This is a genomic window from Jannaschia sp. R86511 (assembly GCF_042466345.1).
GTDB lineage: Bacteria > Actinomycetota > Actinomycetes > Actinomycetales > JBBAYJ01 > Aquipuribacter.
In genome coordinates, this window is the sequence record NZ_JAXHCD010000001.1 from 4,036,086 (window position 1) to 4,059,897 (window position 23,812).

Sequence of the window (23,812 nt, forward strand, 5' to 3'; positions counted from 1 at the left end):
CCGGGAGACCGACCCGGCCCCGTCCACCATCCGGGGCGGGCCCGGCGACGAACCCCGGGCATGGCCCAGTCCCCCGGCAGCCCCGTCGACATCGACGCCCTCGTGGACCGGATCGAGGCCGACGGGGCCATCGACCTCGGCACCGTCGACTTCACCGCGCCGGACCCGCACCGGGTCCGCGTGGAGCTCGGCGCGGCGCTGGACTACTTCGCCCGGATCGAGCGCGAGGTCGAGCGGAACGTGCTCGAGCTGCAGGTGGTGCTGCCGAACGCCGACGACCGGACCCGCCGCTTCGTGCGGGTCTGGGAGGAGCAGGAGCTGCCCCACGGCTGGATCTTCGACCGGATGCAGCAGGAGGTGGGCCTGCCCCCGGCCACGCCCGAGCTGAACCACATCGGCCGGACCATGAAGGTGGCCGGCGTGCTGAGCCACGTGCCGGGCGTCCACGAGGCCCTGCTGTTCCTGTACCTGAGCATCGGGGCGATGCACGAGCGGTTGACGGCGGTCGGCTACGACAAGCTGCGCGAGCGCCTGCTGCAGCTGGGCATGCCGGGCTTCGCGGCCACGGCGGTCCGGCCCATCCGGGCGCAGGAGTCGCTGCACTACGCCTACTACCGCAGCGCCGCCGTGGAGCAGCGCGACCGCCTCAGCCGCTGGCAGCTGGAGCTGGCCCGCCTGGTGCGGCTGCGGACCTACCGGCCCGTGGGCGCGACCACGCCGCAGCGGCAGGCCGACTTCGGGGCCACGGCGGTGGCCCTGGTCGGCTCCGACGACCCCGAGGCGCTGGCGCGCCCGGTGCAGCGGGTGGCGCAGGACCTGCTGACCCTGGCCGGGGACGGGCTGCGCCTGCCGCCGTTCGTCGCGGCCGCGCTGCGCGAGACGGTCGAGCTGCACCGGCGCCGTGAGGCCGTCCTGGTCTGAGCGCGTCGCTCAGTTGACGTCGGGGTCGGGGCGGAACGTCGCGACCAGGGCCACCGTGGTGGTCTGGCGCAGCAGCACGTCCCGCCACAGGGTGTCGGTGTCGGTGCGGAACCCGTCGCCGGCCTCGCCGTCGACGACGAACCAGGCGTCGTCGTCGAGCTCCTCCTCCAGCTGGCCCGGGCCCCACCCGGAGTGCCCCGCGTAGACCCGCAGGCCGGCCGCGGCGGGGGCCACGATCTCCGGCGGGGCGTCCAGGTCGACCACGGCGAGGGAGCCCGTCAGCCGCTTCAGGCCGGGCGGCTCGCTGTCGTCCCCGGGCAGCCGGGCCAGCCCGATCGCGGAGTCCAGCCCGACGGGACCGCCCTGGAACAGGTGCGGCGGCTCGCTGACGTGGTCCTGCCAGGCGGGCAGCACGTCCCCGACGTCGCTGACCAGCGGCCGGTTGAGCACGAGCCCCAGCGACCCCTCGTCGGAGTGGTTGAGCAGCAGCACGACCGTCTCGCGGAAGTTGGGGTCCAGCAGGGACGGGTGCGCCACCAGCAGGGCGCCCGCGCGCGGCCGCGGGGTGGGTGCGGCGCTGAACGGCCCGAACGACCCGGGCCCGATCACGGTGCCGGCTCGCCCCGGGCGGCCTTCTCGACCGCGGCCGCCACCGCCGACGTCGACTCGGTGTTGAACACGCTGGGCACGATGTACGTGGCGTTGAGCTCGTCGGGGTGGACGGTCTCGGCCAGGGCCCGGGCGGCGGCCAGCAGCATGGCCTCGTCGACGCGGCTGGTGCGGGCGTCGATCAGGCCGCGGAAGACCCCGGGGAAGGCCAGCACGTTGTTGATCTGGTTGGCGAAGTCGCTGCGGCCGGTGGCCACCACCGCCGCGTGCTCGCTGGCCTCGGCCGGGTCCACCTCGGGGGTGGGGTTGGCGAGGGCGAACACGATCGCGTCGGTGCCCATGGTGGCGATGTCGGCGCCGGTGAGGATGTTGCCGGCCGACAGACCGACGAACACCTCGGCCCCGGCCAGGGCGTCGCGCAGCGTGCCCTGCTGGCCCCGGGGGTTGGTGTGCTCGGCCGTCCAGGCCAGCTCCGGCGCCAGGCCGGGCCGGTCGGGGTGGATGATCCCGTCCACGTCGACCACGACCACGTCGCGCAGGCCCGCCGCCACCAGCAGCCGGAGCACCGCGGTGCCCGCCGCCCCGGCGCCGGACATGACCAGGCGGACGTCGCCGATCTGCTTGCCGACCACCTTGAGGGCGTTGGTCAGGGCGGCCACCACGACGATGGCCGTGCCGTGCTGGTCGTCGTGGAAGACGGGGATGTCGAGCTCGTCGCGCAGCCGGCGCTCGATCTCGAAGCAGCGCGGCGCGGCGATGTCCTCGAGGTTGATGCCCGCGAACACGGGGGCGATCGCCTTGACCGCGGCGATGATCTCCTCGGTGTCCTGGGTGTCCAGGCAGATCGGGAACGCGTTGATGTCGGCGAACCGCTTGAACAGGACGGCCTTGCCCTCCATCACGGGCAGCGCGGCGAGCGGGCCCAGGTTGCCCAGGCCCAGCACGGCCGAGCCGTCGGTGACCACGGCCACCATGTTGCGCTTGATGGTGAGCCGGCGCGCGTCCTCGGGGTTGGCGGCGATGGCCTGGCTGACGCGTCCCACCCCGGGGGTGTAGGCCAGCGACAGGTCGTCACGGTTGCGCAGCGGCACCCGGGAGTGGATCTCGAGCTTGCCGCCCAGGTGGGCGAGGAACACCCGGTCGGACACCTTGCCGATCTCGACGCCGTGCAGCTGCTGCAGCGCCTCGGCCAGCTCGTCGGCGTGCTGCTCGCCCCGGGTGGCGGCGGTGACGTCGACCTGCAGCCGGTCGGCGCCCGAGGCGGTGACGTCCAGCGCGGTGACGATGGCCCCCACCTGCTCCATCACCGTGGTCAGCTCGCTCACGGCGGTGGGGCGCGCCGGCAGCTCCAGGCGGATCGTGACGGAGTGGGACACGCTCGCGGAGACCATGGCCCGATCCTGGCCTGCCCGGACGGCCCGGTCCACCGCGGCGCGCCCGGTCCGGGGCGGCACCGGGGTCCGCCCGACGTGCGCCGGTCGGGGGTCCGGCCTAGCGTTCGGGCCTCGGTGGCCGCCCGGGCCGCCCCGCCCCTGGAGGTCACATGTCCGTCCGATCGCTCCGCACCGCCGCCCGCCGCTCGCCCGCCCTGGTGGGGGCGCTGGCCCTGTCCGCGACCCTGGTCCTGGCCGGCTGCGGGGACGACGTGGTGGACGACGACGTCGAGCAGGACGTGGAGCAGGGCGTCGACGACGTCGGGGACGACGTCGAAGAGGGTGTCGACGACGCCGACGAGCGGGTGGACGAGGAGGGCGACGAGATCGAGCAGGACGTCGAGGACGAGACCGACGGCTGACCCGGCCGACCTGCCGACCTACCGACCTACCGACCCGCCGGCCCGGGTCAGTCCGCCGACCCGCCGACCCGCGAGCCCGGGTCAGTCCGCGCGCGACAGGAGCGCGTCGACCGCGACCCGGGTCGGCAGCGACGGGACGGCGCCGTGGCCCTGCACCGCCAGGGCACCCGCCGCGCACGCCCGGCGCAGCGCCAGGGGCAGGGGCTCCCCCAGCGCCGTGGCCGCCGCCAGCGTCCCGACGAAGGCGTCCCCCGCCCCCGTGGTGTCCACCGCCGTGACCGCCGTGGCGGGCACGGCGGTGACCGCGCCCGTGCGGTCCACCAGCAGGGCCCCCCGCGCCCCCAGGGTCACCACGACGGACCGGCGCCCGCCCGCGAGGGCCCGCGCGGCGGCGGCGCCGTCGACCACCCCCGCCAGGGCGGTGGCCTCGTGCTCGTTCACCACCAGCAGGTCGACCAGGTCCAGCAGCGGGGTCAGGTCGGTCCCCTCCGACGGGGCCGGCGCGGCGTTGAGCAGCACCAGCCGCCCGTGCTCCCGCGCCAGCGCGGCCGCGGCGAGGACCGCCCCCGGGTCCACCTCCAGCTGGGCCAGCAGCACCGTGCCGGCGGCCACGGCCGCCTGCGCCGCGACGGTCAGGCCGGACCAGCCGGCGTTGGCCCCGGCCACCACCACGATGGCGTTCTCGCCGTCGGGGCGCACCGTCACGTGGGCGGTGCCGCTGGGCCGGCCCGGCGTGCGCACCACCGCGTCGACGGCCACACCCGCCTCGCGCAGCGCGTGCAGCAGCAGGTCGGCGGCGGGGTCGTCGCCGACCGCCCCCACGAACCCGGTGCGGGCCCCCGCCCGGGCGCTGGCCACGGCCTGGTTCAGGCCCTTGCCGCCCGCGTGCCGGGCGGGGTCGGCCCGCGCGAGCACGGTCTCGCCCGGGGCGGGGATAGCGGGCACGAGCACGACCACGTCCAGGTTGGCGCTGCCGATGACGGTCACGTCGTGGCCCACGACCGGAGTCTCCCACCGGCCGGGGCGACGAGCGAGGTCACGGCCCCAGGCCGGGCGGGCCCGGCGGAACAGCGGGCCCGCGGACGTCGTTGCCGCCCGACGTGACCGCCTCCGGAGCCGCGACCGTGCACGCCGTCCACGAGAACCCGGACTGGTGGCCGCCGTTCGCGGCAGCGTTCGACGCCGAAGGGGTCCCCGTCCAGCAGTGGCTGCTGACCGGTGACGCCGGGCTGGACCTGGCCGAGGAGCCCCCGGCGGGCGTGTTCTGGTCCCGGATGAGCGCCTCGGCCCACACCCGGGGCCACGACCGCTCGATCGCCCACACCCGCGCGCTGCTGCGCTGGCTGGAGGGGCACGGCCGACGGGTGGTGAACGGTTCGGCCGTGCTGGAGCTCGAGGTCAGCAAGGTCGCCCAGGACGCGGCGCTGCGGGCGGCCGGTCTGGACACGCCCCGCACCGTGGTGGCGTTCTCGCCGGAGCAGGTGCTCGAGGGCGCCCGGCGGCTGCGGGCCGACGGCGTCACGTCGATGGTCACCAAGCACAACCAGGGCGGCAAGGGCCTGGGCGTGCAGCGCTTCGACGACCTGGCCGCCCTGGAGCGCCACCTCGCCTCACCCGCCTGGCTGGAGCCGGTCGACGGCGTGGCCCTGGTCCAGGAGTACGTCGCCCCCGCCGAGCCGTTCGTCACCCGCGCCGAGTTCGTCGGCGGCCGGTTCCTGTACGCGCTGGCGGCCTCGACGGCGCAGGGCTTCGAGCTGTGCCCGGCCGACGCCTGCGGGGTCGACGGCGCCCCGCTGTTCCGGCTGCGCGAGGGCCACGTGCCGCCCGCCCTGGCGGGCTACGAGGAGTTCCTGGCCCGGACCGGGGTCGAGGTCGCCGGCATCGAGTACATCGAGACGGCGGACGGGCGCGTCGTCACCTACGACGTGAACACCAACACCAACTACAACCCCGACGTCGAGGCGGTCGCGCCGGCGAGCGGCCCCCGGGAGATCGCGCGGTACCTGGGTTCGTTGTGATGGGCGGTCGTCGGTCCTAGAAGTACATCGTCGGCTCCTCCCGAGGGTCCGCCCCAGGAGCGCTCACGGGTCCCGGCGATACGCGCCCCGACGGACGGAAGGCCCGGTCCCCCGCGTGGGGGACCGGGCCTTCCCGGGTTCAGGAGCGGTTCAGCCGCTCAGGCGCGGACCTCAGAAGGAGGGCTGCGTCTGGGGGTTGAAGTCCTCCGCGTACTTGCCGGCCTTGGCGCTGGCCACGCGGCGGTCGCGGACCTCGAACACGTCGAAGCCCTGCTGGATGTCGTTGGAGAAGATGTAGCCGTCGTAGTAGTACGCCGACCAGGAGCCGCCGAGCACCAGCGAGGCGTCGGAGACGGGACCGCGGTCGAACCAGGCGAACTCGGTCGGGTTGGCCGGGTCGGTGAAGTCGTACAGCGAGATGCCGCCCTGGTACCAGGCCTGGACCATCACGTCGGTGCCGCGGGTCGGGATGAGCGAGCCGTTGTGGGCGACGCAGTTCTCGGTCGAGGCCTGCTCACGGGGGATCTTGTAGTAGCTGGCGAAGTCCATCGTGCCGTCCTCGGCGAGCTCGAAGATCGCGTTGGCGCCCTTGTTCGGGCCGACGGTCGGGTTGCAGGTCGCGCCGCCGCCGCCGCCGAGCTCGTCGGTGAAGACGACCGAGGTGGCGTCGTTGTTGAACGTGGCCGAGTGCCAGAAGGCGAAGTTCTCGGTGTCGGCGACGCGGTCCAGGACCACGGGGTTCACCGGGTCGCTGATGTCCATGATGACGCCCTCACCCATGCACGCACCGGCCGCGAGGTCCTTCTCGGGGTAGGCGGTGATGTCGTGGCAGCCCTGGGTGCGCTCGATGAGCCCGCCCTCGGGGAAGAGGACCGGCACGGAGACGACCTCGGCGGCGGTCGGCTCGTCGACGGGCACCTCGACGATCGAGATCGCGTCGTGCGGCGGCTGGCAGCGCGCCACGTTCACCGACGGGCTGTAGGAGGAGACGTAGACGTAGATCGTCTCGCCGTCGTCGGTCGGCACCAGGGTGTGGGTGTGCGAGCCGCAGTTGGTCTCGACGGACTTCAGGTAGACCGGGGCGGCCGGGTTGCTGATGTCGAAGATCCGGATGCCCTCCCAGTAGTCGCCCGAGGCGGACTGCGCGCCGGTGGCGGCACCGCTGTTGCAGGTGTCGTCGGTGCGGCGCGAGTCCACGGACAGGAACATCAGGTCGCCCTGGACGGTGATGTCGTTCTGGGAGCCGGGGCAGACGACCTGCACGACCTCCTTGGTCCTGCGGGGGTTCTTGATGTCGTAGACCGTGAAGCCGTTGTAGTTGCCGGCGAAGGCGTAGTCGCCCTGGAAGGCCAGGTCGCTGTTGAACGCGCCGACGGGCTCGAAGGCCCCACGCTTGGGCAGGTTCTGGAGCAGCCGCATGTTGCTGCTGCTGGCGGTCTCGCCCGAGACCAGCATGTCGTCGGTCGAGCTGGCCGAGGCCGGGCCGGCGGCGGCCGCGACGCCGAGGCCCGCCACCAAGGCCGCCGCCGCGCCGATCGCGGCCGCGCGCAGCGCGCGGGTTCTGTTGGCACCTGTCATGGGCTGTCTGCCTCCTTGAGGGGTGCCGCCGGGCGGTGGAGCACGCCGGGCGGCGGTCGATCCGGGATCCAAGCAGCCTTGTCGTCACGAGTCGTGACGCCCAGTAAAACTGGATAACGGATCAATAACGATCCGAACGTTCGGGTCAAGAATGTGTCGTGGACGTTTCCCGCACCTCTGCCCCGCCTGCCGCTGACGTAGCCTCCAGGGCACCACCCACCCGGGCCGACCTGGCCCGGACGGCCGACCCGGAGGACTCCTGTGCGCCACTGGACCGCCCCGCTGCTGGGCCTCGGCGTCGCCCTCACCCTGACCGGGTGCGCCGCCGAGGCGGGTTCCGACGTCGCGCGGCCGGACCCGACCACGACGTTCACGGCCGGTGACGTCCCCGTCCTCGTGCCCGGCGCCCCCGGGGAGTCCGCCGAGGTCATCGACCCCGGTGAGAGCGGGTCGATGGCCAACCCCGGCGCCTACGGCGAGGACGAGGTCGTCTTCGTGAGCAACATGGTCCCGCACCACACCCAGGCCCTGGTGATGGCCGACCTGGCGCCGGGGCGGGCCGGGGACGAGAGGGTGCTCGGACTGGCCGAGCGCATCTCGCTGGGCCAGGGCCCCGAGATCGCCACCATGCAGGCCTGGCTGAGCGCGCAGGGGCTGCCGGAGGCGGACCCGGAGGCGGGCCACGACTCCCACGAGGACATGCGCGGCATGGCCACCCCGGAGCAGCTGTTCGAGCTGGAGTCCGCCAGCGGCGCCGAGTTCGACCGGCTGTTCCTGGAGCTGATGACCGCGCACCACGAGGGGGCCATCGACATGGCCGAGCAGGCGGCGGGCGCCCAGCACCCGATCGTCGCCGACATGGTCGACGGCACCATCGCCTCGCAGGGCGCCGAGATCGAGATCATGCAGGAGCTGCTCGCCGACCTGTGACCGCCGCCCCGTGACCGCCGCCCGGGCGCGACGAAGGCCCGTCCCCCGGCGGGGGACGGGCCTTCGTCGTACAGGGTGGAGGTGGCGGGAATCGAACCCGCGTCCGACGGTGAACGACCAGGACTTCTCCGGGTGCAGCTTGCTGCTGATTTTCTCGGCCCCAGCGATCACGCAAGCAAGTCGCTGACGGGCTCAGTCACGAAGATGTCGGACGGCCCCCCGTGACACGGGACCGACCCAGTGGCTCCTTAGTCGACGCCGGTACCCGGGGCAGGAGCATCCCCGGGCCGACGGACCTCTGCTAGTCCTCGCTCAGGCGGCGAGGGAGAAGTCGCTGCGCTTGGAATCGGCAGCTATTGGTTTCACAGGAACGTTTACGAGATGACCTGTGCTTCTCGACCCGCTTCTCCTGGCGCGACAACCGCCGTCGAAACCTGTCACCCCCTGTGGAGTTATCAACTTCGCCAGTGTAGCGACCGCGGCCAGCGGTTTGTTCCGGTGCGAGCACCTTGCGGCTCGACCACCTGTCTCACGACCCGCCCAGGGCCCGGCGGACCCGCGGCAGCCGGTCGAGCACCGCGCGGAGCCGGTGGACCACCCGGCCCAGGCCGTCGCGCAGCGTCGCCCGGGGGCGGAGCAGCGCCCGGGCGGGCAGCGGGCTGAGGGACATCGACGCCGCGACCCACTCCGTGCGGCGGGCGACCCGGACCGCGTGCTTCGAGCGGCGCACCGACGGCGCGGCGCGGGCGACCTCCGCCGCGAGCCCGGCCAGCCGGAAGGGGCCGGCCAGGTCGACGATCCGCTGCAACCGTCCCTGGCCGACCTCCCACGGGAACGAGGCCCAGGCCCGGGCCTCCCGGTCGGTGGGCCACTCCCAGAACAGCCCCATGACCGCCGTCAGGGCCGTGTGGACGTCCACGTGCAGGTAGGGGTCGTCGGCGTCCACCGGCAGGTGGTCGACGTAGGCGTCGACGGTGCGCCACACCAGCGGCAGGCCCCAGGCCTCGACCGCCTCGGCGCGGCCCTCGGTCAGGACGGGCCGGACCCCGTCGGGGGTGACCTCGTAGTCGGTCAGGGTGCCGTGGTCCCCCGAGCAGAAGATCTCGACCAGGGCGAACTGGGCGATGCCGAGGAACTGGCCCTGCGGGCCCAGGGCGGTCGGCAGATAGGCGGCCCCGGCCACGGGGACCAACGGGCTGCGCACCTCGGTGCGGGAGTCGCGGGAGTCGAAGAAGTAGGCCTCGCGGTGCCCGCCCCACGGGCTGACGCTGTCGTCCAGGCCGAAGAACAACCCCCGCGCGGTCTCGGTGCCCCGCTCCTGCTGCAGCTCCAGCAGCACGTCGTGCTGGGTGCCCCGCCACCCGACGTCGACGAACGCGTGCGGGGTGCCGTCCAGCAGCCCCTGCTCCTCGAGGTACTGCAGGACGACCGCCTTGTTGCGGGCCGCGGCCTCGGCCAGGGTCCCGTCCGCGTCGATCTGCGCCAGGGTGCGGTTGAGCACGTCGCGGTCCTGGGTGGAGGCCCAGACCTCGGCCCCCGCACCGGAGTCCGCGACCAGCCGGTCGACGACCTCCGGCGCCAGCCCGCACCGCTCGAGGATGTCGCGGTTGCCGACCCCGTCCGACGACAGGCCGATCAGGCTGTGCCAGACCTGCGGGTGCCGCGACGGGCTGGCCACCACGCGGTTCCACACCAGCCGGCTGGCGTACAGGTAGCGCAGCTCGACGTCGATGCCGAGGCGGGGCGCCAGCCGTTCGGCGATGCGCAGCAGCACCTGCCCGTCCCGGGCGACGAAGTACACCCGGCGCAGCCCCGCGGCCTGGCAGCGACGCAGGATCCAGGTGACGAAGGACGTGAGCAGCGGCGACATGACCCCGGCGGCCACGTCCACCAGCGCCTGCTCGTGCTCGCCGGTCGGCGCCACCTGCAGCCGGGCCAGCCGGGAGGCGCCCGCCATGGCGGCGGTCAGGCCGTCGGTGGAGTCGCGGTGGCGCTGCAGGGCCTGCTCGTACCGGTTGGGGTTGGCCACCGGCAGCAGCACGCCCGTGGCCCCCGCGGCCGCGGCCCCGCGCACGTCGGAGCGGTTGTCGTTGCCGTGGTGCCGGATCGCGGTCACCGGGACGCCCTCGGTGTCGGCCACCGTCCGGAACAGCGAGCCGCTGCGTTTGGTGTGCCCGTGGCTGTGCGAGACGTACAGCACGTCGCCGGGGCCCCAGAAGCCGTGGCGCCGCAGCTGCTCCTCGATGAACACCGCGGGCAGGTACATGTCGCTGACCCACACCACCCGACCGGCCCGGGCCCGCGCCTGCGCGACCAGCGGCCGGGCCGTCGGGACGGGCCGCAGCAGCTCGGCCTCCACCGCCAGCTCGAGCTCCGCCAGCCGCGCGCTCGCCCCGGCGTCGAGCAGCAGGGAGGCCGCCAGCTCGGCGTGGATGTGCTCGAGGTTGGCCCCGCCCTGGTGCCAGCGCAGCGCGCGCATCTCGGCCCACACCCGGGCCCGGGTGAAGGCCTGCGGCGAGCAGGTCAGCACGCCCTCAGACGTCGCGCGCCGACCGACGACCTGGAACACCGCCTCCGGCGGGGTCACCGCCCGGACCAGGACGGTCTCGAACACGTCGAAGGTGAGCAGCTCACCCCCGCCCGGGCCCGGTGAGCGGGGGGCGGCGCCGCGCCTCTCGGGCGTGACGTCGGCCGGCTCGGGGGTCAGGTCCACGCCCGCGAGTCTCCCCCACCCCGCCCGTGGACCGCAGCCGGTCGCGCGAGCGAACCGGTCCCTGTCCCGGGTCCCGGATTCCCGGTCTCAGGTCTCGCGGCGCCGGACGGCGCTGACCGCCCGCTCGGTCTCGCGCCGGTCCTGCCGCTCCCGCAGGGTCTGCCGCTTGTCGTAGGCCTTCTTGCCCTTGGCCACGCCGATCTCGACCTTGGCCTTGCCGTCCTTGAAGTACAGCTGCAGCGGCACGACCGTCAGCCCGGTGCCCGACAGGGCGCCCATCAGCTTCTCGATCTCCCGCCGGTGCAGCAGCAGCTTGCGCCGCCGACGCGCCGCGTGGTTGGTCCACGTGCCCTGCGTGTACTCGGGGATGTGGACCCCCTCGAGCCACACCTCGCCGTCCTCGACGGTGGCGTAGCCGTCCACCAGGGACGCCCGACCGGCCCGCAGCGACTTGACCTCGGTGCCCCACAGGACCATGCCGGCCTCGAAGGTGTCCTCGATCGCGTAGTCGTGACGGGCTTTGCGGTTGGAGGCGACGACGGTGCGCCCCAGCTCTCTGGGCATCCGACCAGTGTGCCCGACCAGGGGTCGGGTCTCGACCGGGTTGTCGTGCGTCCCGACCCGGCGGACCAACCGGCAGGACCTACAGGCAAGACCTGCAGGCAGGACCTACAGGTAGCCCATGGGGTCGACGGCCGTGCCGTTGCGGCGGGTCTCGAAGTGCAGGTGGCAGCCCGTCGAGGACCCGGTCGTGCCGATGTAGCCGATGACGTCGCCGCGGCTGACGTTGCCACCACGCACCTCGTACCGGCTCAGGTGGGCGTAGGCCGTGGCCAGGGAGTTGCCGCCGACGTTGCCGTGGGCGACGACGATCAGGTTGCCGTAGCCGCCGCCCCAGCCCGCCGAGACCACCCGGCCGTCGGCCGCGGCCCGGACCGGCGTGCCGCACGCGGCGGCGAAGTCGGTCCCGGAGTGCAGCTTGCGGTAGCCGAGGATCGGGTGGATCCGGTAGCCGAACTGCGAGGAGATGCGGGCGTTGACCGGCGCGGACAGGTAGCTGCCGCTGGACGGCGGGGCCGGCGCCGAGACCGGCGGGGGCGGGGCGGGGGCCGGCGCGGGGCCCGGGTCGCGCGGGGCGGGGCGGTTCTCGCGCTCGGCCCGCTCGCGCTCGCGCTCCAGCTCGGCCTGGCGCGCGGCCTCGGCCTCGGCCTCCGCCCGGCGCTGCCGCTCGATCTCGGCCTGGCGCTGGCGCTCCAGCTCCGCCTGCCGCTCCAGCTCCGCCTGCCGCTCGGCCTCGGCGATGGCGGCCAGCTGCTGCTCGAGCTCCTGGCTCTCCGCCTCGAGCGCGGCGATCTCGGTCTCCTCGGCGACCTTGGCCGCCTCGAACTCGGCCACGGCCTGGTCCTCGGCCGCGACCAGGGTCTCCAGCTCGGCCTGCGCGTCACGGGCGGCGGCCTCGGCGGCCTCGGTGACGAGCACCTGCTCGGCGGCCAGCGCCTTGAGGTCGTCGACGCGGACCCGCTCGGCCTCCAGCCGGGCCTCGGCGTTGCGGATGTCGGACTGCTGCACCCGCAGGCGGGACAGGGCCTGCTCCTGGCTGCGTCGGGCGATGCCGGCGAAGGACACCATGTCGGCGTACTCCCGGGCGGACTCCGCCTCGACGAGGATCGTCAGCGGGGTGAAGCCGGAGCCCTGGTACACCTCACGGGCGACGCCGGCGACGACGCGCTCCGTCGAGTCGGCCTCGGTGGTGCGCTCGTCCAGCTGCAGGCCCGCGGCGACCACGGCGGCCTCGGCCGCGGCCAGCTCGTCGGCCAGCTCGGCGTCCCGGGCCCGGGCGGCCACGGCCTCGTCCTCGGCACTCGCGACGGCCTGGCGGGCAGCGGGCAGCTGGCCCTGCAGGTCGGCCAGGCGCTGCGAGGCGGCCACCAGCTCGCCGGTGACGTGCTCGAGGTCCGCCTGGCTCTCGTCCAGGCCGTCCTGGACCTCCTCCTGGCGCTCCTCCACGTCCTCCCGGTCCGGGCTGGCCGAGGCCGGGAGCCCGGTGGGGACCAGGACGGCCAGCCCGAGCAGCACGGCACTGCCGGCAGCGACCATGGTGCGCAGCACTGAGGACCTCCTGGTTGTACGGACGGGTGACCCGGCCGCACGAGTTGTCGGCACGGACACGCCTGTTCTACACCCTGAGGTACCGCTCGAGGGTTATGAGGGAGGACACGCCCGCCAGGAGGATGCCGACCAGGAGCAGGATCGGCACCACGAGCAGGGCGTCGCCGGTGCCCACCAGGCCCCCGATGTTGAACTGCCCGCCGACGTAGTCCTGCACGAAGACCCGGGTGAACCCGACGAGGAACCCGCTGGCCAGCACCGCCCCGATCGTCGCGGCGAAGATCCCCTCCAGCATGAACGGCAGCTGGATGAAGAACTTGCTGGCGCCGACCAGCCGCATGATGCCGATCTCGCGTCTGCGGTTGAACGCGGCCAGCCGGATGGTGGTGGCCACGAGCAGCGTGGCCGCGACCAGCATGATCCCGGCGAAGAACCAGGCGAACGCGGTGGCCCCGTTCAGGAAGCGGAACAGGCCCTGGAACAGCTCCCGCTGGTCGTCGACGGACTCCACCCCCAGCTGCCCCTCGAACCTCGAGGCGACGACGTCGGACTGCTCGGGGTCGACGAGCTGGATCCGGAAGGACTCCGGCAGCTGGTCGGCGGTGATGTTCTCGGTGATGGGCGAGTCCTCGAACTGCTCGAGGAAGCGCTCGTACGCCTCCTCCTTGGACTCGTACGTGTACTCCTGCACCAGCGGCGCGACCTCGCCGTCGGTGAGCTCGGCCACGATGGCGTCGCGCTGCTCCTGGGTCACCTCGCCGTCGGCGCAGGACACGGCGGTGCTCTCCGCACCGCAGAGGAAGACCGACACCTGGACCTCGTTGTAGAGCAGGGTGCGCAGCTCGTTGACCTGCCGCTGGAACAGCAGCCCGCTGCCCAGGAAGAACAGCGACACGGCGGTCACGATGATCACCGAGATGGTGATGGACAGGTTGCGCCACAGCCCGACGCCGATCTCGGTCAGGACGAACTGCGCCCTCATGAGGCGCTCCCGTAGACGCCGCGCGCCTGGTCGCGGATGATCACGCCCTCCTCGAGCTGGATGACGCGCTTGCGCATCTGGTCGACCATCTCGTCGTCGTGGGTGGCCATGACCACGGTCGTCCCGGTCTTGTTGATCCGGTCGAGCAGCTTCATGATCCCGACGCTGGTGGTGGGGTCGAGGTTCCCGGTGGGCTCGTCGGCCAGCAGGATCGCCGGCCGGTTGACGAACGCCCGGGCGATGGCGACCCGCTGCTGCTCCCCGCCGGACAGCTCGTCGGGACGGCGGTCGGCCTTGCCGTCGAGGCCGACCAGCTGCAGCACCTCGGGCACGGTGCGGTCGATGACGTGCTTGGGCTTGCCGATCACCTGCAGCGCGAAGGCGATGTTCTCCCCGGCGGACTTGTTGGGCAGCAGCCGGAAGTCCTGGAACACGACGCCCATCTGCCGACGGAAGCGCGGCACCTTCCAGGACGCGAGCCGGGCCAGGTCACGGCCGGCCACGTGGACGGTGCCGGAGTTGGCCTTCTCCTCCTTCAGGCACAGCCGGAGGAAGCTGGACTTGCCGGAGCCGGAGGCCCCGACGAGGAAGACGAACTCGCCGCGGTCGATGTTGACCGACACGTTGTCCAGCGCAGCGCGCTGCTTGGCCTTGTAGACCTTGGTGACGTTGTCGAACCGGATCACGGCACACCCAGGGGTCGGGGACAGGACGGTGGTCGGTTGGCGCGGAGGCCTCCGGACCGACTGTCGATGGTAAGCCCGTCGCCTGCGAGGAGGGGACCACCGAACCGGTGCGCCGACGACGGGAGCCCGTCACCGCGGTGGCGGTGACGGGCTCCCGGTGGTGCGTGTCAGTGCTGGTCAGACCGGGTCAGGCCTGACGGCGACCCCGCGGCGCGTTGCTGCCGAGGGCCACCAGGGCGCCGCCGGCGGCGAGGAACAGCGCCGCGACCAGGGCGATGGTCCAGGTCTCCGCACCGGTGCGGGCGAGGACCCGCGGCTGGGTGCCCGGGGTGGTCGGGCCACCGGCCGCCGGGGTGGTGGCGGTGGCGGTCGGGTCCGTGTCGTCGTTGGCGTCTGTGCAGTCGCCACTGTCGAAGGACTCGTCGACGAGCACCTCGCCTCCGACCGACACCTGCACGGTGAGCACCTCGTCCAGACCGACCTCGTACTCACTCACCTCCTCGGTACCCCCGGGGACGACGACCACCTCGTCCTCACCGTCCACGACGACTGCGAACGGCACGTCGGCGTCGCTGTCGTTGACGAGAGCGAGACCGACCAGGAGCGACTCGTCGTCGCACGTGGCCAGGGCTGCGGCGAAGACCAGGTCGTCACCGGCCGCGGGCTCGGTCGGCTCGGTCGTGCCGGGCTCGGAGGGCTCCGTCGTGCCCGGGTCCGTAGGCGTCTCGCTCGGCCCCTCGGAAGGCTCCTCGCTCGGCCCCTCGGAAGGCTCCTCGCTCGGCCCCTCGGAAGGCTCCTCGCTCGGCTCCTCGGTGCCGGGGTCGGTGGGCTCGCAGCCCGTGCCACCCATCCAGTTGGCGATCATGTTGCCGTCGATGTTGATGGGCGCGTAGCCGGGACCACGCGGCGTCTCGTCACCGTCGTAGACCTTGTCGGTCTTGTACAGGTCGGACTGGCCGAAGCACTCGGCCGGCTCGACGTCCAGCGTGATGGAGGTGTCGTCGGCCGTCACGGTGTCGGTGTCGTGGTCGATGAAGACCTGCTGGCCGGAGGTCGAGAACGTCGAACCCTGGGCCTCGTAGGAAGCCAGGGAGAAGTCGTACGAGCAGTCGCCCCGGGTGATGTCGACGCCGTCCTTCAGCGTGACGACCGCACGGACCATCATCGAGCTGATGGGGGCCGGGACGGGCCGGTTCAGCCACTCGACGCTCAGCTGGCGGTTCCAGTCGTCGGTGGACCCGAGCAGGACGTCCCCGGCGGCGTAGTACTCGTAGTCGAACAGCGTCCTGTAGTCGACGTCGTCATCGATGCCGGGGCAGAAGGCCGCGGGCTCGGTGCCGGGGTCGGTGGGCTCCGTGGACGGCTCGGTCGGCTCCGTCGACGGCTCGGTCGGCTCCGTCGACGGCTCGGTCGGCTCCGTCGACGGCTCGGTCGGCTCCGTCGACGGCTCGGTCGGCTCCGTCGACGGCTCGGTCGGCTCCGTCGACGGCTCGGTCGGCTCCGTCGACGGCTCGGTCGGCTCCGTCGACGGCTCGGTCGGCTCCGTCGACGGCTCGGTCGGCTCCGTCGACGGTTCGGTCGGGTCCGTCGACGGTTCGGTCGGGTCCGTGCTGGGCTCCTCCGACGGCTCCTCGCTGGCCGGGTCGGTGTAGACGGCGTCCCGGTACCCGAAGTGCTTGACGCGCGATGACACCTCCAGCGCACCGTCACCGGTAGCCATGGCCCGGACCGGCTCGCCCTCACCGTCGGACACGCACAGGTCGACGGTCCAGTCCGCGTCGACGTAGTACTCGAGCTTTTCCCGAGTCGCCTTGAGGCGACCGAAGTCGTAGCTCCCGGACTTCTTGTCGACCTGCGTGTACCCGAGCGAGGCACAGGTCTCGTTCGAGTCCGAGCCGTCATCGCCGCTGGCGAGAGCGCCCGGTGCACCGGCGACCACGGACAGGCCGGCGACGAGCACCGTCCCCGTCGTGACGCCGATGGCACGGCGCAGTCGCCGTCCGATGCGTAGCGTTGTGATCATTCCGTCGCTTCCGTCCGCTTGAGGTGGTTGTCAGACGGTCACGGACGGCCTGACTCGTGACCCTCCGTGTGTCCCGGAGGCGAAACTACCCCGAACGTGGTCACACAGACGGGTCCGGTCCACGGTCTGTGGGCAATATCGTCCGAACGGTTGATGACAACCGGTGACGCCGGGACTCACCGCGACGCGATCTGACGGTGCGTGACGAGATTCCGCCCAGGAGACGTCGAGAACCAGCGGGTCCCCGCACGGTGACGGGGCCGACACCGACAGGCGCCACAGCCACCGACGGCCCGCTCCCCGGGCGGGGAGCGGACCGTGGTCGGGGCCGGTCGCGGACGACCGGTGTGGCGCCCGGGCTCAGGCGGGGGCGGTGTCCTGCTGCCGGCGCCAGCGGATGCCTGCGTCGAGGAAGCCCTCGATGTCGCCGTCGAACACGGCGTCGGGGTTGTTGACCTCGTGCTCCGTCCGCAGGTCCTTGACCATCTGGTAGGGGTGCAGGACGTAGGAGCGCATCTGGTTGCCCCAGCTGGTGCCGGCGTCGGACTTGAGGGAGTCCAGCTCGGCCTGGCGGCGACGCCGCTCGAGCTCCAGCAGCTTGGCCTGCATGACGCGCATGGCCGACTCCTTGTTCTGCAGCTGCGACTTCTCGTTCTGGCAGGTGACGACCGTGCCCGACGGGATGTGGGTGAGCCGCACCGCGGAGTCGGTGGTGTTGACGCTCTGCCCACCGGGCCCCGACGAGCGGTAGACGTCGACGCGCAGGTCCTTCTCGGGGATCTCGATGTGGTCGGTCTCGGCCACGACGGGCAGCACCTCGACCTCGGCGAAGGAGGTCTGCCGGCGGCCCTGGTTGTCGAACGGGCTGATCCGGACCAGGCGGTGGGTGCCCTGCTCGATCGACAGGGTGCCGTAGCCGTACGGGGCGGTGATCTTGAAGGTGCCGGACTTGATGCCGGCCTCCTCGGAGTACGACGTGTCGTAGACCGACGTCGGGTAGCCGCGGCGCTCGGCCCAGCGCAGGTACATCCGCATGAGCATCTCGGCGAAGTCAGCGGCGTCGATGCCGCCGGCGCCGGCGCGGATGGTGACGACGGCGTCGCGGGGGTCGTACTCGCCCGTGAGCAGGGTGCGGACCTCGAGCTCGTTGAGCTGGCGGCGCAGGGCCACGAGGTCCTTCTCGGCCTCGGCCCAGCTGTCGGCGTCGTCCTCGCCGCCGGCCAGCTCGACCAGCACCTCGAGGTCGTCGATGCGCGACTCCATCTTCTCCATGCGGTCCAGCTCGGACTGCGCGGCCGACAGCGCGCTGGTGACCTGGGCGGCGGCGTCCGGGTCGTCCCACAGGTCCGGCGCGGAGGCCTGCTCGCTCAGCTCCTCGATCCGGGAGCGCAGCGCAGACATGTCGACCACGGCCAGCACGCCCTCCAGGGTGTTGCGGAGGTCGGCGATCTCGGCGGAGAAGTCTGTTGCAGCCACGTCGGTGCAGGGTACGCGTGTTCGGCCCGGGCCTCCCCCGGGCCGGGCCCGGGCCCAGGTCAGCCGGCGGTGAACGCGCTGGTCGGCAGGTCCCGCTCGCGGTCGGTGATCGCCCGCACGATGCGGGCGGCGACGTCGTCGGCCGACAGCCCCTCGGGCAGGCGCGGCGCGGAGCCGGCCACGGGGCGGGTGGCCAGGCCGGTCTCGGTGTGGGGCGGGCGGGCGTCCAGCACGCGCACCTTGGCCCGGCGCAGCTCGCCCGCGGCCGCGGCGGCCAGCGCCCACGAGGCGGCCTTGCTGGCGGAGTAAGCGGCCATGTGCGCGGTCGGCTTCTCGGCCACGACGCCGCTGATGGTGACCGCGAAGGCGTCGCCGTGCTCGCGCGAGGCCTCGACCAACGGCCCGTGCGCGGCCCGCAGCAGGCGCAGCGGGGCCAGCGCGTTGATCAGGAACAGCTCGTCGACGGTGTCGTCGTCGACCTCGTGGACGGCGCCGAAGGCGACCACGCCCGCGGCGTGCACCACGCCGTCCAGCCGACCCCGCGCCCCGGTCGCCGCCTGCACGGCCCGGTCCGGCCCGTCCGGCGTGGTCAGGTCGACCGCGACCACCGTGGCCCCCGGCAGGTCGAGCGCCTCCAGCCGGGCCTGGTCGCGTCCCGCCAGGGTCAGGGTGGCGCCGGCGTCGGCGAGCAGACGGCTGATCCTGGCCCCCAGGCCACCGCCTGCCCCGGTCACCAGCACCGACCGACCGCTGAGCGGCCGGTCCGGCCCGGAGGCTGTCCCCGTCGGACCCGCCGAGCGGCCGGCGGAAGGCTGGTCGTGGGACGGCTGGTCGCTGGGCGCGGGCTCGGTGGTCACAGCACACGCTCACACGGCCACCGACGGGCCGCACCCCGACCGCCCCACGAGCGCAGCCGCGACATCAGCCAGGACACCAGCCGCGGCATCGCCCGCGACCGGCCAGACCCTGCGTCGGGACCGTGGTCGTGACAGGGTCAGGGCATGGCTGAGGGGACGGACGGCACGACTGCGGGCGAGGCGGGCGGGCTGACGACGCCCTCGACCCGGCTGGAGGTGCTCGACTGGCGCCGCCGGGTCCGCGAGGCCTACGATGCCGTGCGGACGGAGACGCACGTGACGGTGGCCCACTCGATGTGGAGCCGCCGCCGCGACGAGCTGTTCGCCACGCACCCCGCGTCCCCGCTGAGCCCCGAGGCCCGTCGCGTCTTCCGCGGCCTGCCGGTGGCGCCCTACGACCCGGCGTTCCGGTTCGAGGTCGAGGTGCAGCCCACCGCACCGCACCGGATGGAGGTGCCGACCGGGACGGACGGGGTGGTGCCGTTCGACCGCATCGGCGTGGTCGACCTGCCCGGTGTGGGCACGCTGGACGTGTGGTGGCTCGCCGCCTACGGCGGCGGGGTGTTCCTGCCCGTGCGCGACGGTCTGGCCGGGCGCGACGGCGGCACGTTCGGCGGTGGCCGCTACGTGCTGGACACCGTCAAGGGAGCCGACCTGGGCGGGTCCGACGGCGGGTCGCGGCTGGTCGTGGACCTGAACTTCGCCTACAACCCGTCCTGCGCCTACGACGCCGCGTGGGCCTGCCCGCTGGCCGGCCCCGGCAACACGGTGGACGTGGAGCTGCGCGTCGGCGAGCTCATGGCCCTGCCTGGCTGACCGCGCTGGAGGTCACCCGCAGCGGTACGCCCGCGCCGTAGCGCCCCGCGACGGCGTCCGGCAGCAGCGGCAGCGACCGGGCCGTCAGCACGACGACGGCCGTGCTGCCGTCCGGGGTGCCGGTGGCGGCGACGTCGACCGACAGGTCGACGAACCGTGAGGGGGCGTCCTGACGCTGCAGGTGCGCCACGACGGCGTCACGGACGGAGGCGTCGGTGACGGGGACCGCGTCCAGGCCGCCCTCCTGCTCGGTCGCCTCGAAGTAGGCCGCCTCGTCGAGGGCGTCGGCGGCGTCCAAGGCCGCGGCGTCGGCCACCGCGAGCAGCCGCTTGCGGTCCAGGTGGACGGCCGAGGCGGCCACGACGACCAGCACCAGCAGGATCGCGACGACCCCGTAGACCAGCGCGAGCAGCAGCACCTGCCCGGAGTCGTCCGGGCGTCCGGCGCCCGACGACCCCGTCAGGTCGCTCCCCCGACGGACCGCCCAGGTCCGTCGCGCCGACGGGCGGGCTCGGGGCGGGCTCACGGGGCCACCCGGAACTCGTCGACGACCTGCGTGTGGGTGGCGCTGACCGGCACCACCAGCGGCACCACGCGGGACACGCCGGCCGGCACCGCGGGGAGCGGGACCTCGACGGCGACCGTCACCGTGACGTCGGCCCCGGGGGTCAGGCAGGGCTGGGTGCTGCAGCGGACGGTCACCGCGTCCGCCGGGTCGGCGTCCAGGCCCTGGTCGCGCAGCGCCCAGCCCACCGCGGCCAGGACCAGGCGCTCGGACTGGGCGTCGTCGGTCCCGGTGACGACGATCCGGGCCGCCTCCCGCGCCGCGCTCTCCGTGGCGAAGGCCGCCGCCTGCACCCCGGCCACCGCGACCACGAGGTAGACCACGGGGACCAGCATCAGCACGCCGATGGTGACGAACTCGACGACGGCGCTGCCCCCGTCACCTCGTGGGCGCCGCCCCGCGGCCCACGCCCGGGTGGCGTCCCAGGCCCGACCGCACCGGCGTCGCCCGGTCACGGCAGCCCCTTCTCGTCCACCGCGTGGCCGTCGACCTCCAGGGCGCGGGGGCCGACGAGCCCGATGACGGGCAGCGGCGCGCGGACCGTCACGACGACGGTGTCGACCCCGTCGAGGGTGACCGTGCCCGCCGTCACGTCCTGGGCCAGGTCGTCGGCCAGGCTGGCCCCGATCAGGTCCCGGGTGCGCTGGGCCGCGTCGGCCGGACCGCGCCCCACCAGCGCCCCGTGACGCGCGCCCTCGCCCGCGGCGTCGACCAGCGTGTTGCGCACGTGCAGGGCCAGGGCAAGCTGCAGCACCCCCACGAACAGCAGCGTCAGCAGGGCCGACACCAGGACGAAGTCGACGGCCGCGGAGCCGCGCGTCAGGGCCCGTCGACCACCGAGTCCATCGAGTCGGTGAAGATCTGCGTCAGCCGGTCGCCCGCGACGGCCCACAGGGCGATCACCAGGCCGGCGGTCATCAGCGTCACGAGGACCCAGCCGGGCACGTCGCCCCGGTCCCCCCGCATGGTCTGCAGGCGTGCCGCCGCCCAACGCACCGGTGTCGTGTTCATGTCGTCTCCCCGTTCCCCCGCCTGCGCTGCTGCACGACGGTCCGCCGATCGTCCGGCCCATCATGGCCTGAACCCGCGCCTGCGGGCAGGCCTCGTCCCCAGGTCCGGTCGGACCGTGGCGCCCCTCACAGCTGCAGGTCCAGCGAGACGAGCCCCGGGTAGACCGCGAAGAGCACCGTCACCGGCAGGACCAGGAACACCACCGGGACCATCATCGCGATCTCCTTGCGCCCACCGCTCTCCATCAGCCGTCGCCGACCGAGCTCACGGACGTCCTGCGCCTGCGAGCGCAGCACCTCCGCCAGCGGGGTGCCCCGCTCCACCGCGACAGCCACCCCGTCCACGAACCGGGCGAGCGGCGGCAGGCTGGTCCGGGCCGCCAGGCCCTCCAGCGCCTGGACCAGGCTCGCCCCGGCGCGGGCCGCGGCGAGGGTCCGTCGCAGCTCGACCGACAGCTCCCCCTGGCAGGTCCGGGCCACCCGCTCCAGGGCGCCCACCGCACCCTCGCCGGCGCCGACGCTCAGCGCGAGCAGCTCGGCCACGGTGGGGAACTCCTGCATCATCCGCTCCTCCCGGGCCGTCACCTGCTGCGACAGGTACTGGTCCCGACCGAGCACCCCGACCAGGCCGCCGATGACCACGACGGCGACCATGGGCAGCACGGCCGGACCCCGGCTCAGGCCGATGAGCACGGCCGCCGCCGCCCCTGCGGCCACACCCAGCACCCCCCAGACCACCTGCTCGGCCCGGAACTGCTCCAGGGTCGTCCCGGTGCCCGACTGCTCCAGACGCCGCCGGACCGTGCCGGGGCCGCCGGAGATCCGCTCGACCCACCGGACCAGGTCGCTCATGACCGGGGCGAGCAGGCGTTCGAGGGTGCCGAAGCGCGCCCGGCGTCCGGGCAGGTCCTGCAGCAGCCTCGACGAACGGGTGTCGCGCAGGTAGGGCTCGAGCCGGTCGACGAGGTCGACCTGCCGCCACGTCGGCACCGTCAGCAGGACCAGCAGGAGCCCGACCCCGGCCGTGCCCCCGAGCACCGCGCCCAGGACCACGTCGCTCACCGCAGGACCCGCTGCTCGACGGGAAGCCGTCCGATCCGGAGCATCAGGCGGTAGGCGAGCAAGGAGGCGGCCCCGCCGAAGGCCAGCACGAGCACGCCCTCGGCCTGGTTGTACGGCTCGACCGCCCCCTCCCGGGTGGCGAGGATCGCCAGCACCACCCACGGCGCGGCCACGGCCAACCGGGCCGCGCTCACGGTCCAGGACTGCCTCGCCTCCAGCTCACCCCGGGTGCGGGCGTCCTCGCGCAGGAACGTCGACAGGGTCCGCAGCAACCGGCCGAGGTCGGAGCCCCCGACCTCCCGGGTGATGCGCAGCGACTCGACCAACCGGTCCGCCACGGGGTCCGCGAGCCGGTCCTTGAGCCGCGACAACGAGTCGGCGAAGCGCCCGCTGGCCCGGTAGTCCTCGCCGAACTCGGCGAACGCCGGGCGCAGCTGCTCCGGGCCGCGTTCCCCCAGCTGGGCGAGCGCCTCGGGCAGGGACAGCCCCGCCCGCACCCCGGACGCGAGGTTGTCGACGACCTCCGGCCACACCTCCCGCAGGTCCTGACGTCGCCGCTCCGCGCGGTACCGCACCAGCGCGACCGGCCCCCAGGCGGCCATGAGCCCGAAGCAGAGGGCGATCCACGGCGCCGCGCTGACCAGCAGGACCACGGCGAAGACCCCCAGGCCGGCCCCGCCGCACAGCACCACCAGGGAGCGCACGCTGACCGAGCGCACGCCGGCCTGCACGAGGGCGTCCTCCAGGCCGGTGGTCCAGCGCCGGACGGCGGGCCTCGGCTCGGCGTCGGGCACCCAGCACGACCACCAGACGCAGAAGGCACCGAGCCCTGCCACGAGGCCGAGGGCAAGCCCCTCCCCGGTGCTCACCGCTCGGCCAGCAGCTCGGCGACGTCGAACCCGGCCCGCCGGAACCGGTCCTCGTGGGGCGGGTAGCCACCCGCGGCCACCAGGGCCTCGGAGGCGTCCTGCCGGAAGACGGTGGCCGTCTCCACGACGCCGTCCTCGACCCGGCCCGGGACGGCCAGCACCTCCCGGACCCGCCGGTGGCCGTCGGCGGCGAGCTCCACGTGCACCACCAGGTCGATCGAGCTGGCCACGGTCGGCACGACGAAACCGGCACTCACGTTCTCCCCGGCCAGCAGCGGCAGCGTGCACATCTTGGTCACCGCCTCGCGGGCGCTGTTGGCGTGCACGGTGCACATGCCCGGCAGGCCCGAGTTGAGCGCGATGAGCAGGTCCAGGCTCTCGGCCTGGCGGACCTCGCCGACGACGATGCGGCTGGGACGCATCCGCAACGCCTCCTTGACCAGGCGGCGCAGCGGGATCTCGCCCGTGCCCTCCAGGCTCGGCTGCCGGCACTGCAGACCCACGACGTCGCGGCCGGGCACCTTGAGCTCGAAGACCTCCTCGCACGTGATGATCCGCTCGCGCGCGGGCACGGCCGCGGCCAGGCAGTTGAGCAGGGTGGTCTTGCCCGCCTGGGTGCCGCCGGAGACCAGGACGTTGAGCCCGGCCACGACCGCCGCGTCGAGGAACCGGGCCGCCTGGGCCCCCAGCGTGCCGAGCGCCACCAGGTCGGCGAGCCGGTCGGCCCGGACCACGAACTTGCGGATGTTGATCCGTCAGCTCTAGCAGTACCTGTGACTTTAGCCTATTGCAT

24 protein-coding genes and 1 other RNA gene are annotated in these 23,812 nt (G+C 73.6%); 5 read left to right on the forward strand and 20 right to left on the reverse strand.

What is annotated here, in order from left to right; all coding sequences use genetic code 11:
- The first annotated feature begins 60 nt into the window (after positions 1 to 60).
- Complete coding sequence (locus SJY06_RS18845) at positions 61 to 921, forward strand: hypothetical protein (RefSeq protein ID WP_380169070.1); 861 nt, start codon at positions 61 to 63, stop codon at positions 919 to 921.
- A gap of 9 nt (positions 922 to 930) precedes the next feature.
- On the opposite strand, the gene SJY06_RS18850 is transcribed toward SJY06_RS18845, so the two are convergent.
- Positions 931 to 1,530 (reverse strand): YqgE/AlgH family protein, encoded by a 600-nt coding sequence (locus SJY06_RS18850; protein ID WP_380169071.1) that lies wholly within the window; start codon positions 1,528 to 1,530, stop codon positions 931 to 933.
- Positions 1,527 to 2,921, reverse strand: coding sequence for an NAD-dependent malic enzyme (locus SJY06_RS18855; RefSeq protein WP_380169072.1), 1,395 nt, complete (start codon positions 2,919 to 2,921; stop codon positions 1,527 to 1,529). The genes SJY06_RS18850 and SJY06_RS18855 overlap by 4 nt, the downstream gene beginning before the upstream one ends.
- Before the next feature lie 152 nt (positions 2,922 to 3,073).
- Between SJY06_RS18855 and SJY06_RS18860 the strand changes: the two genes are divergently transcribed.
- On the forward strand, positions 3,074 to 3,325 hold the full coding sequence (locus SJY06_RS18860) for a hypothetical protein (protein WP_380169073.1): 252 nt from the start codon (positions 3,074 to 3,076) through the stop codon (positions 3,323 to 3,325).
- An 81-nt stretch (positions 3,326 to 3,406) separates the two neighbouring features.
- On the opposite strand, the gene SJY06_RS18865 is transcribed toward SJY06_RS18860, so the two are convergent.
- Positions 3,407 to 4,324, reverse strand: coding sequence for a ribokinase (locus tag SJY06_RS18865; protein WP_380169074.1), 918 nt, complete (start codon positions 4,322 to 4,324; stop codon positions 3,407 to 3,409).
- A 101-nt stretch (positions 4,325 to 4,425) separates the two neighbouring features.
- On the opposite strand from SJY06_RS18865, the gene SJY06_RS18870 reads away from it, so the two are divergent.
- A complete protein-coding gene (locus SJY06_RS18870) occupies positions 4,426 to 5,343 on the forward strand; it encodes a RimK family alpha-L-glutamate ligase (protein WP_380169075.1) in 918 nt (305 codons plus the stop codon).
- 171 nt (positions 5,344 to 5,514) lie between these two features.
- On the opposite strand, the gene SJY06_RS18875 is transcribed toward SJY06_RS18870, so the two are convergent.
- Complete coding sequence (locus tag SJY06_RS18875; protein WP_380169076.1) at positions 5,515 to 6,921, reverse strand: LVIVD repeat-containing protein; 1,407 nt, start codon at positions 6,919 to 6,921, stop codon at positions 5,515 to 5,517.
- 261 nt (positions 6,922 to 7,182) lie between these two features.
- Between SJY06_RS18875 and SJY06_RS18880 the strand changes: the two genes are divergently transcribed.
- Positions 7,183 to 7,851 carry a DUF305 domain-containing protein gene (locus tag SJY06_RS18880; RefSeq protein ID WP_380169077.1) on the forward strand — a complete coding sequence of 223 codons (669 nt, stop codon included), beginning with the start codon at positions 7,183 to 7,185 and terminating at the stop codon, positions 7,849 to 7,851.
- Between the two features lie 73 nt (positions 7,852 to 7,924).
- Here SJY06_RS18880 and ssrA read toward each other — a convergent pair.
- The 9 genes from ssrA to SJY06_RS18925 form a co-directional block, all read right to left on the reverse strand.
- Positions 7,925 to 8,296: a transfer-messenger RNA gene (gene ssrA / locus SJY06_RS18885) on the reverse strand.
- Positions 8,297 to 8,380: 84 nt separating this feature from the next.
- Positions 8,381 to 10,564 carry a hypothetical protein gene (locus SJY06_RS18890; RefSeq protein WP_380169078.1) on the reverse strand — a complete coding sequence of 728 codons (2,184 nt, stop codon included), beginning with the start codon at positions 10,562 to 10,564 and terminating at the stop codon, positions 8,381 to 8,383.
- Between the two features lie 87 nt (positions 10,565 to 10,651).
- Entirely contained in the window at positions 10,652 to 11,128 is a 477-nt protein-coding gene (gene smpB, locus SJY06_RS18895; protein ID WP_380169079.1) for an SsrA-binding protein SmpB, read from the reverse strand.
- Between the two features lie 105 nt (positions 11,129 to 11,233).
- Positions 11,234 to 12,673 carry a peptidoglycan DD-metalloendopeptidase family protein gene (locus SJY06_RS18900; protein ID WP_380169080.1) on the reverse strand — a complete coding sequence of 480 codons (1,440 nt, stop codon included), beginning with the start codon at positions 12,671 to 12,673 and terminating at the stop codon, positions 11,234 to 11,236.
- A 67-nt stretch (positions 12,674 to 12,740) separates the two neighbouring features.
- Entirely contained in the window at positions 12,741 to 13,655 is a 915-nt protein-coding gene (ftsX, locus tag SJY06_RS18905; RefSeq protein WP_380169081.1) for a permease-like cell division protein FtsX, read from the reverse strand.
- Positions 13,652 to 14,341: a cell division ATP-binding protein FtsE gene (gene ftsE, locus SJY06_RS18910; protein ID WP_380169082.1), complete on the reverse strand. Its 690-nt coding sequence runs from the start codon at positions 14,339 to 14,341 to the stop codon at positions 13,652 to 13,654. Before ftsE ends, ftsX begins: the two co-directional genes overlap by 4 nt.
- Positions 14,342 to 15,642: 1,301 nt before the next feature.
- Complete coding sequence (locus SJY06_RS18915; protein ID WP_380169733.1) at positions 15,643 to 16,029, reverse strand: hypothetical protein; 387 nt, start codon at positions 16,027 to 16,029, stop codon at positions 15,643 to 15,645.
- A 695-nt stretch (positions 16,030 to 16,724) separates the two neighbouring features.
- The gene (prfB, locus tag SJY06_RS18920) at positions 16,725 to 17,840 is read right to left on the reverse strand and encodes a peptide chain release factor 2 (protein WP_380169083.1); all 1,116 of its coding nucleotides are present in this window, start codon (positions 17,838 to 17,840) and stop codon (positions 16,725 to 16,727) included.
- A gap of 59 nt (positions 17,841 to 17,899) precedes the next feature.
- On the reverse strand, positions 17,900 to 18,574 hold the full coding sequence (locus SJY06_RS18925) for an SDR family NAD(P)-dependent oxidoreductase (protein WP_380169084.1): 675 nt from the start codon (positions 18,572 to 18,574) through the stop codon (positions 17,900 to 17,902).
- Between the two features lie 267 nt (positions 18,575 to 18,841).
- Between SJY06_RS18925 and SJY06_RS18930 the strand changes: the two genes are divergently transcribed.
- On the forward strand, positions 18,842 to 19,513 hold the full coding sequence (locus tag SJY06_RS18930; protein ID WP_380169085.1) for a DUF1684 domain-containing protein: 672 nt from the start codon (positions 18,842 to 18,844) through the stop codon (positions 19,511 to 19,513).
- Here the strand turns inward: SJY06_RS18930 and SJY06_RS18935 are convergent.
- The 7 genes from SJY06_RS18935 to SJY06_RS18965 all read right to left on the reverse strand — a co-directional run bounded on the left by SJY06_RS18935 (position 19,494) and on the right by SJY06_RS18965 (position 23,753).
- Positions 19,494 to 20,039 (reverse strand): pilus assembly protein TadG-related protein, encoded by a 546-nt coding sequence (locus SJY06_RS18935; RefSeq protein ID WP_380169086.1) that lies wholly within the window; start codon positions 20,037 to 20,039, stop codon positions 19,494 to 19,496. The genes SJY06_RS18930 and SJY06_RS18935 overlap by 20 nt on opposite strands.
- Positions 20,036 to 20,533 (reverse strand): hypothetical protein, encoded by a 498-nt coding sequence (locus SJY06_RS18940; RefSeq protein ID WP_380169087.1) that lies wholly within the window; start codon positions 20,531 to 20,533, stop codon positions 20,036 to 20,038. Before SJY06_RS18940 ends, SJY06_RS18935 begins: the two co-directional genes overlap by 4 nt.
- The gene (locus tag SJY06_RS18945) at positions 20,530 to 20,970 is read right to left on the reverse strand and encodes a TadE family protein (protein ID WP_380169088.1); all 441 of its coding nucleotides are present in this window, start codon (positions 20,968 to 20,970) and stop codon (positions 20,530 to 20,532) included. Before SJY06_RS18945 ends, SJY06_RS18940 begins: the two co-directional genes overlap by 4 nt.
- The gene (locus SJY06_RS18950; RefSeq protein WP_380169089.1) at positions 20,898 to 21,089 is read right to left on the reverse strand and encodes a hypothetical protein; all 192 of its coding nucleotides are present in this window, start codon (positions 21,087 to 21,089) and stop codon (positions 20,898 to 20,900) included. The genes SJY06_RS18945 and SJY06_RS18950 overlap by 73 nt, the downstream gene beginning before the upstream one ends.
- A gap of 125 nt (positions 21,090 to 21,214) precedes the next feature.
- Complete coding sequence (locus SJY06_RS18955) at positions 21,215 to 22,150, reverse strand: type II secretion system F family protein (RefSeq protein ID WP_380169090.1); 936 nt, start codon at positions 22,148 to 22,150, stop codon at positions 21,215 to 21,217.
- On the reverse strand, positions 22,147 to 22,986 hold the full coding sequence (locus SJY06_RS18960) for a type II secretion system F family protein (protein WP_380169091.1): 840 nt from the start codon (positions 22,984 to 22,986) through the stop codon (positions 22,147 to 22,149). The genes SJY06_RS18955 and SJY06_RS18960 overlap by 4 nt, the downstream gene beginning before the upstream one ends.
- Positions 22,987 to 23,015: 29 nt before the next feature.
- Positions 23,016 to 23,753 (reverse strand): CpaF family protein, encoded by a 738-nt coding sequence (locus tag SJY06_RS18965; RefSeq protein ID WP_380169092.1) that lies wholly within the window; start codon positions 23,751 to 23,753, stop codon positions 23,016 to 23,018.
- Between the last annotated feature and the right edge of the window lie 59 nt (positions 23,754 to 23,812).

Coding starts and splice junctions, on each gene's coding strand:
- SJY06_RS18845 (WP_380169070.1), top strand. CDS start 61: ATGGCCCAGTCCCCCGGCAGCCCCGTCGACATCGACGCCCTCGTGGAC.
- SJY06_RS18860 (WP_380169073.1), top strand. CDS start 3,074: ATGTCCGTCCGATCGCTCCGCACCGCCGCCCGCCGCTCGCCCGCCCTG.
- ftsX (WP_380169081.1), bottom strand. CDS start 13,655: ATGAGGGCGCAGTTCGTCCTGACCGAGATCGGCGTCGGGCTGTGGCGC.
- smpB (WP_380169079.1), bottom strand. CDS start 11,128: ATGCCCAGAGAGCTGGGGCGCACCGTCGTCGCCTCCAACCGCAAAGCC.
- SJY06_RS18855 (WP_380169072.1), bottom strand. CDS start 2,921: ATGGTCTCCGCGAGCGTGTCCCACTCCGTCACGATCCGCCTGGAGCTG.
- SJY06_RS18950 (WP_380169089.1), bottom strand. CDS start 21,089: ATGAACACGACACCGGTGCGTTGGGCGGCGGCACGCCTGCAGACCATG.
- SJY06_RS18930 (WP_380169085.1), top strand. CDS start 18,842: ATGGCTGAGGGGACGGACGGCACGACTGCGGGCGAGGCGGGCGGGCTG.
- SJY06_RS18875 (WP_380169076.1), bottom strand. CDS start 6,921: ATGACAGGTGCCAACAGAACCCGCGCGCTGCGCGCGGCCGCGATCGGC.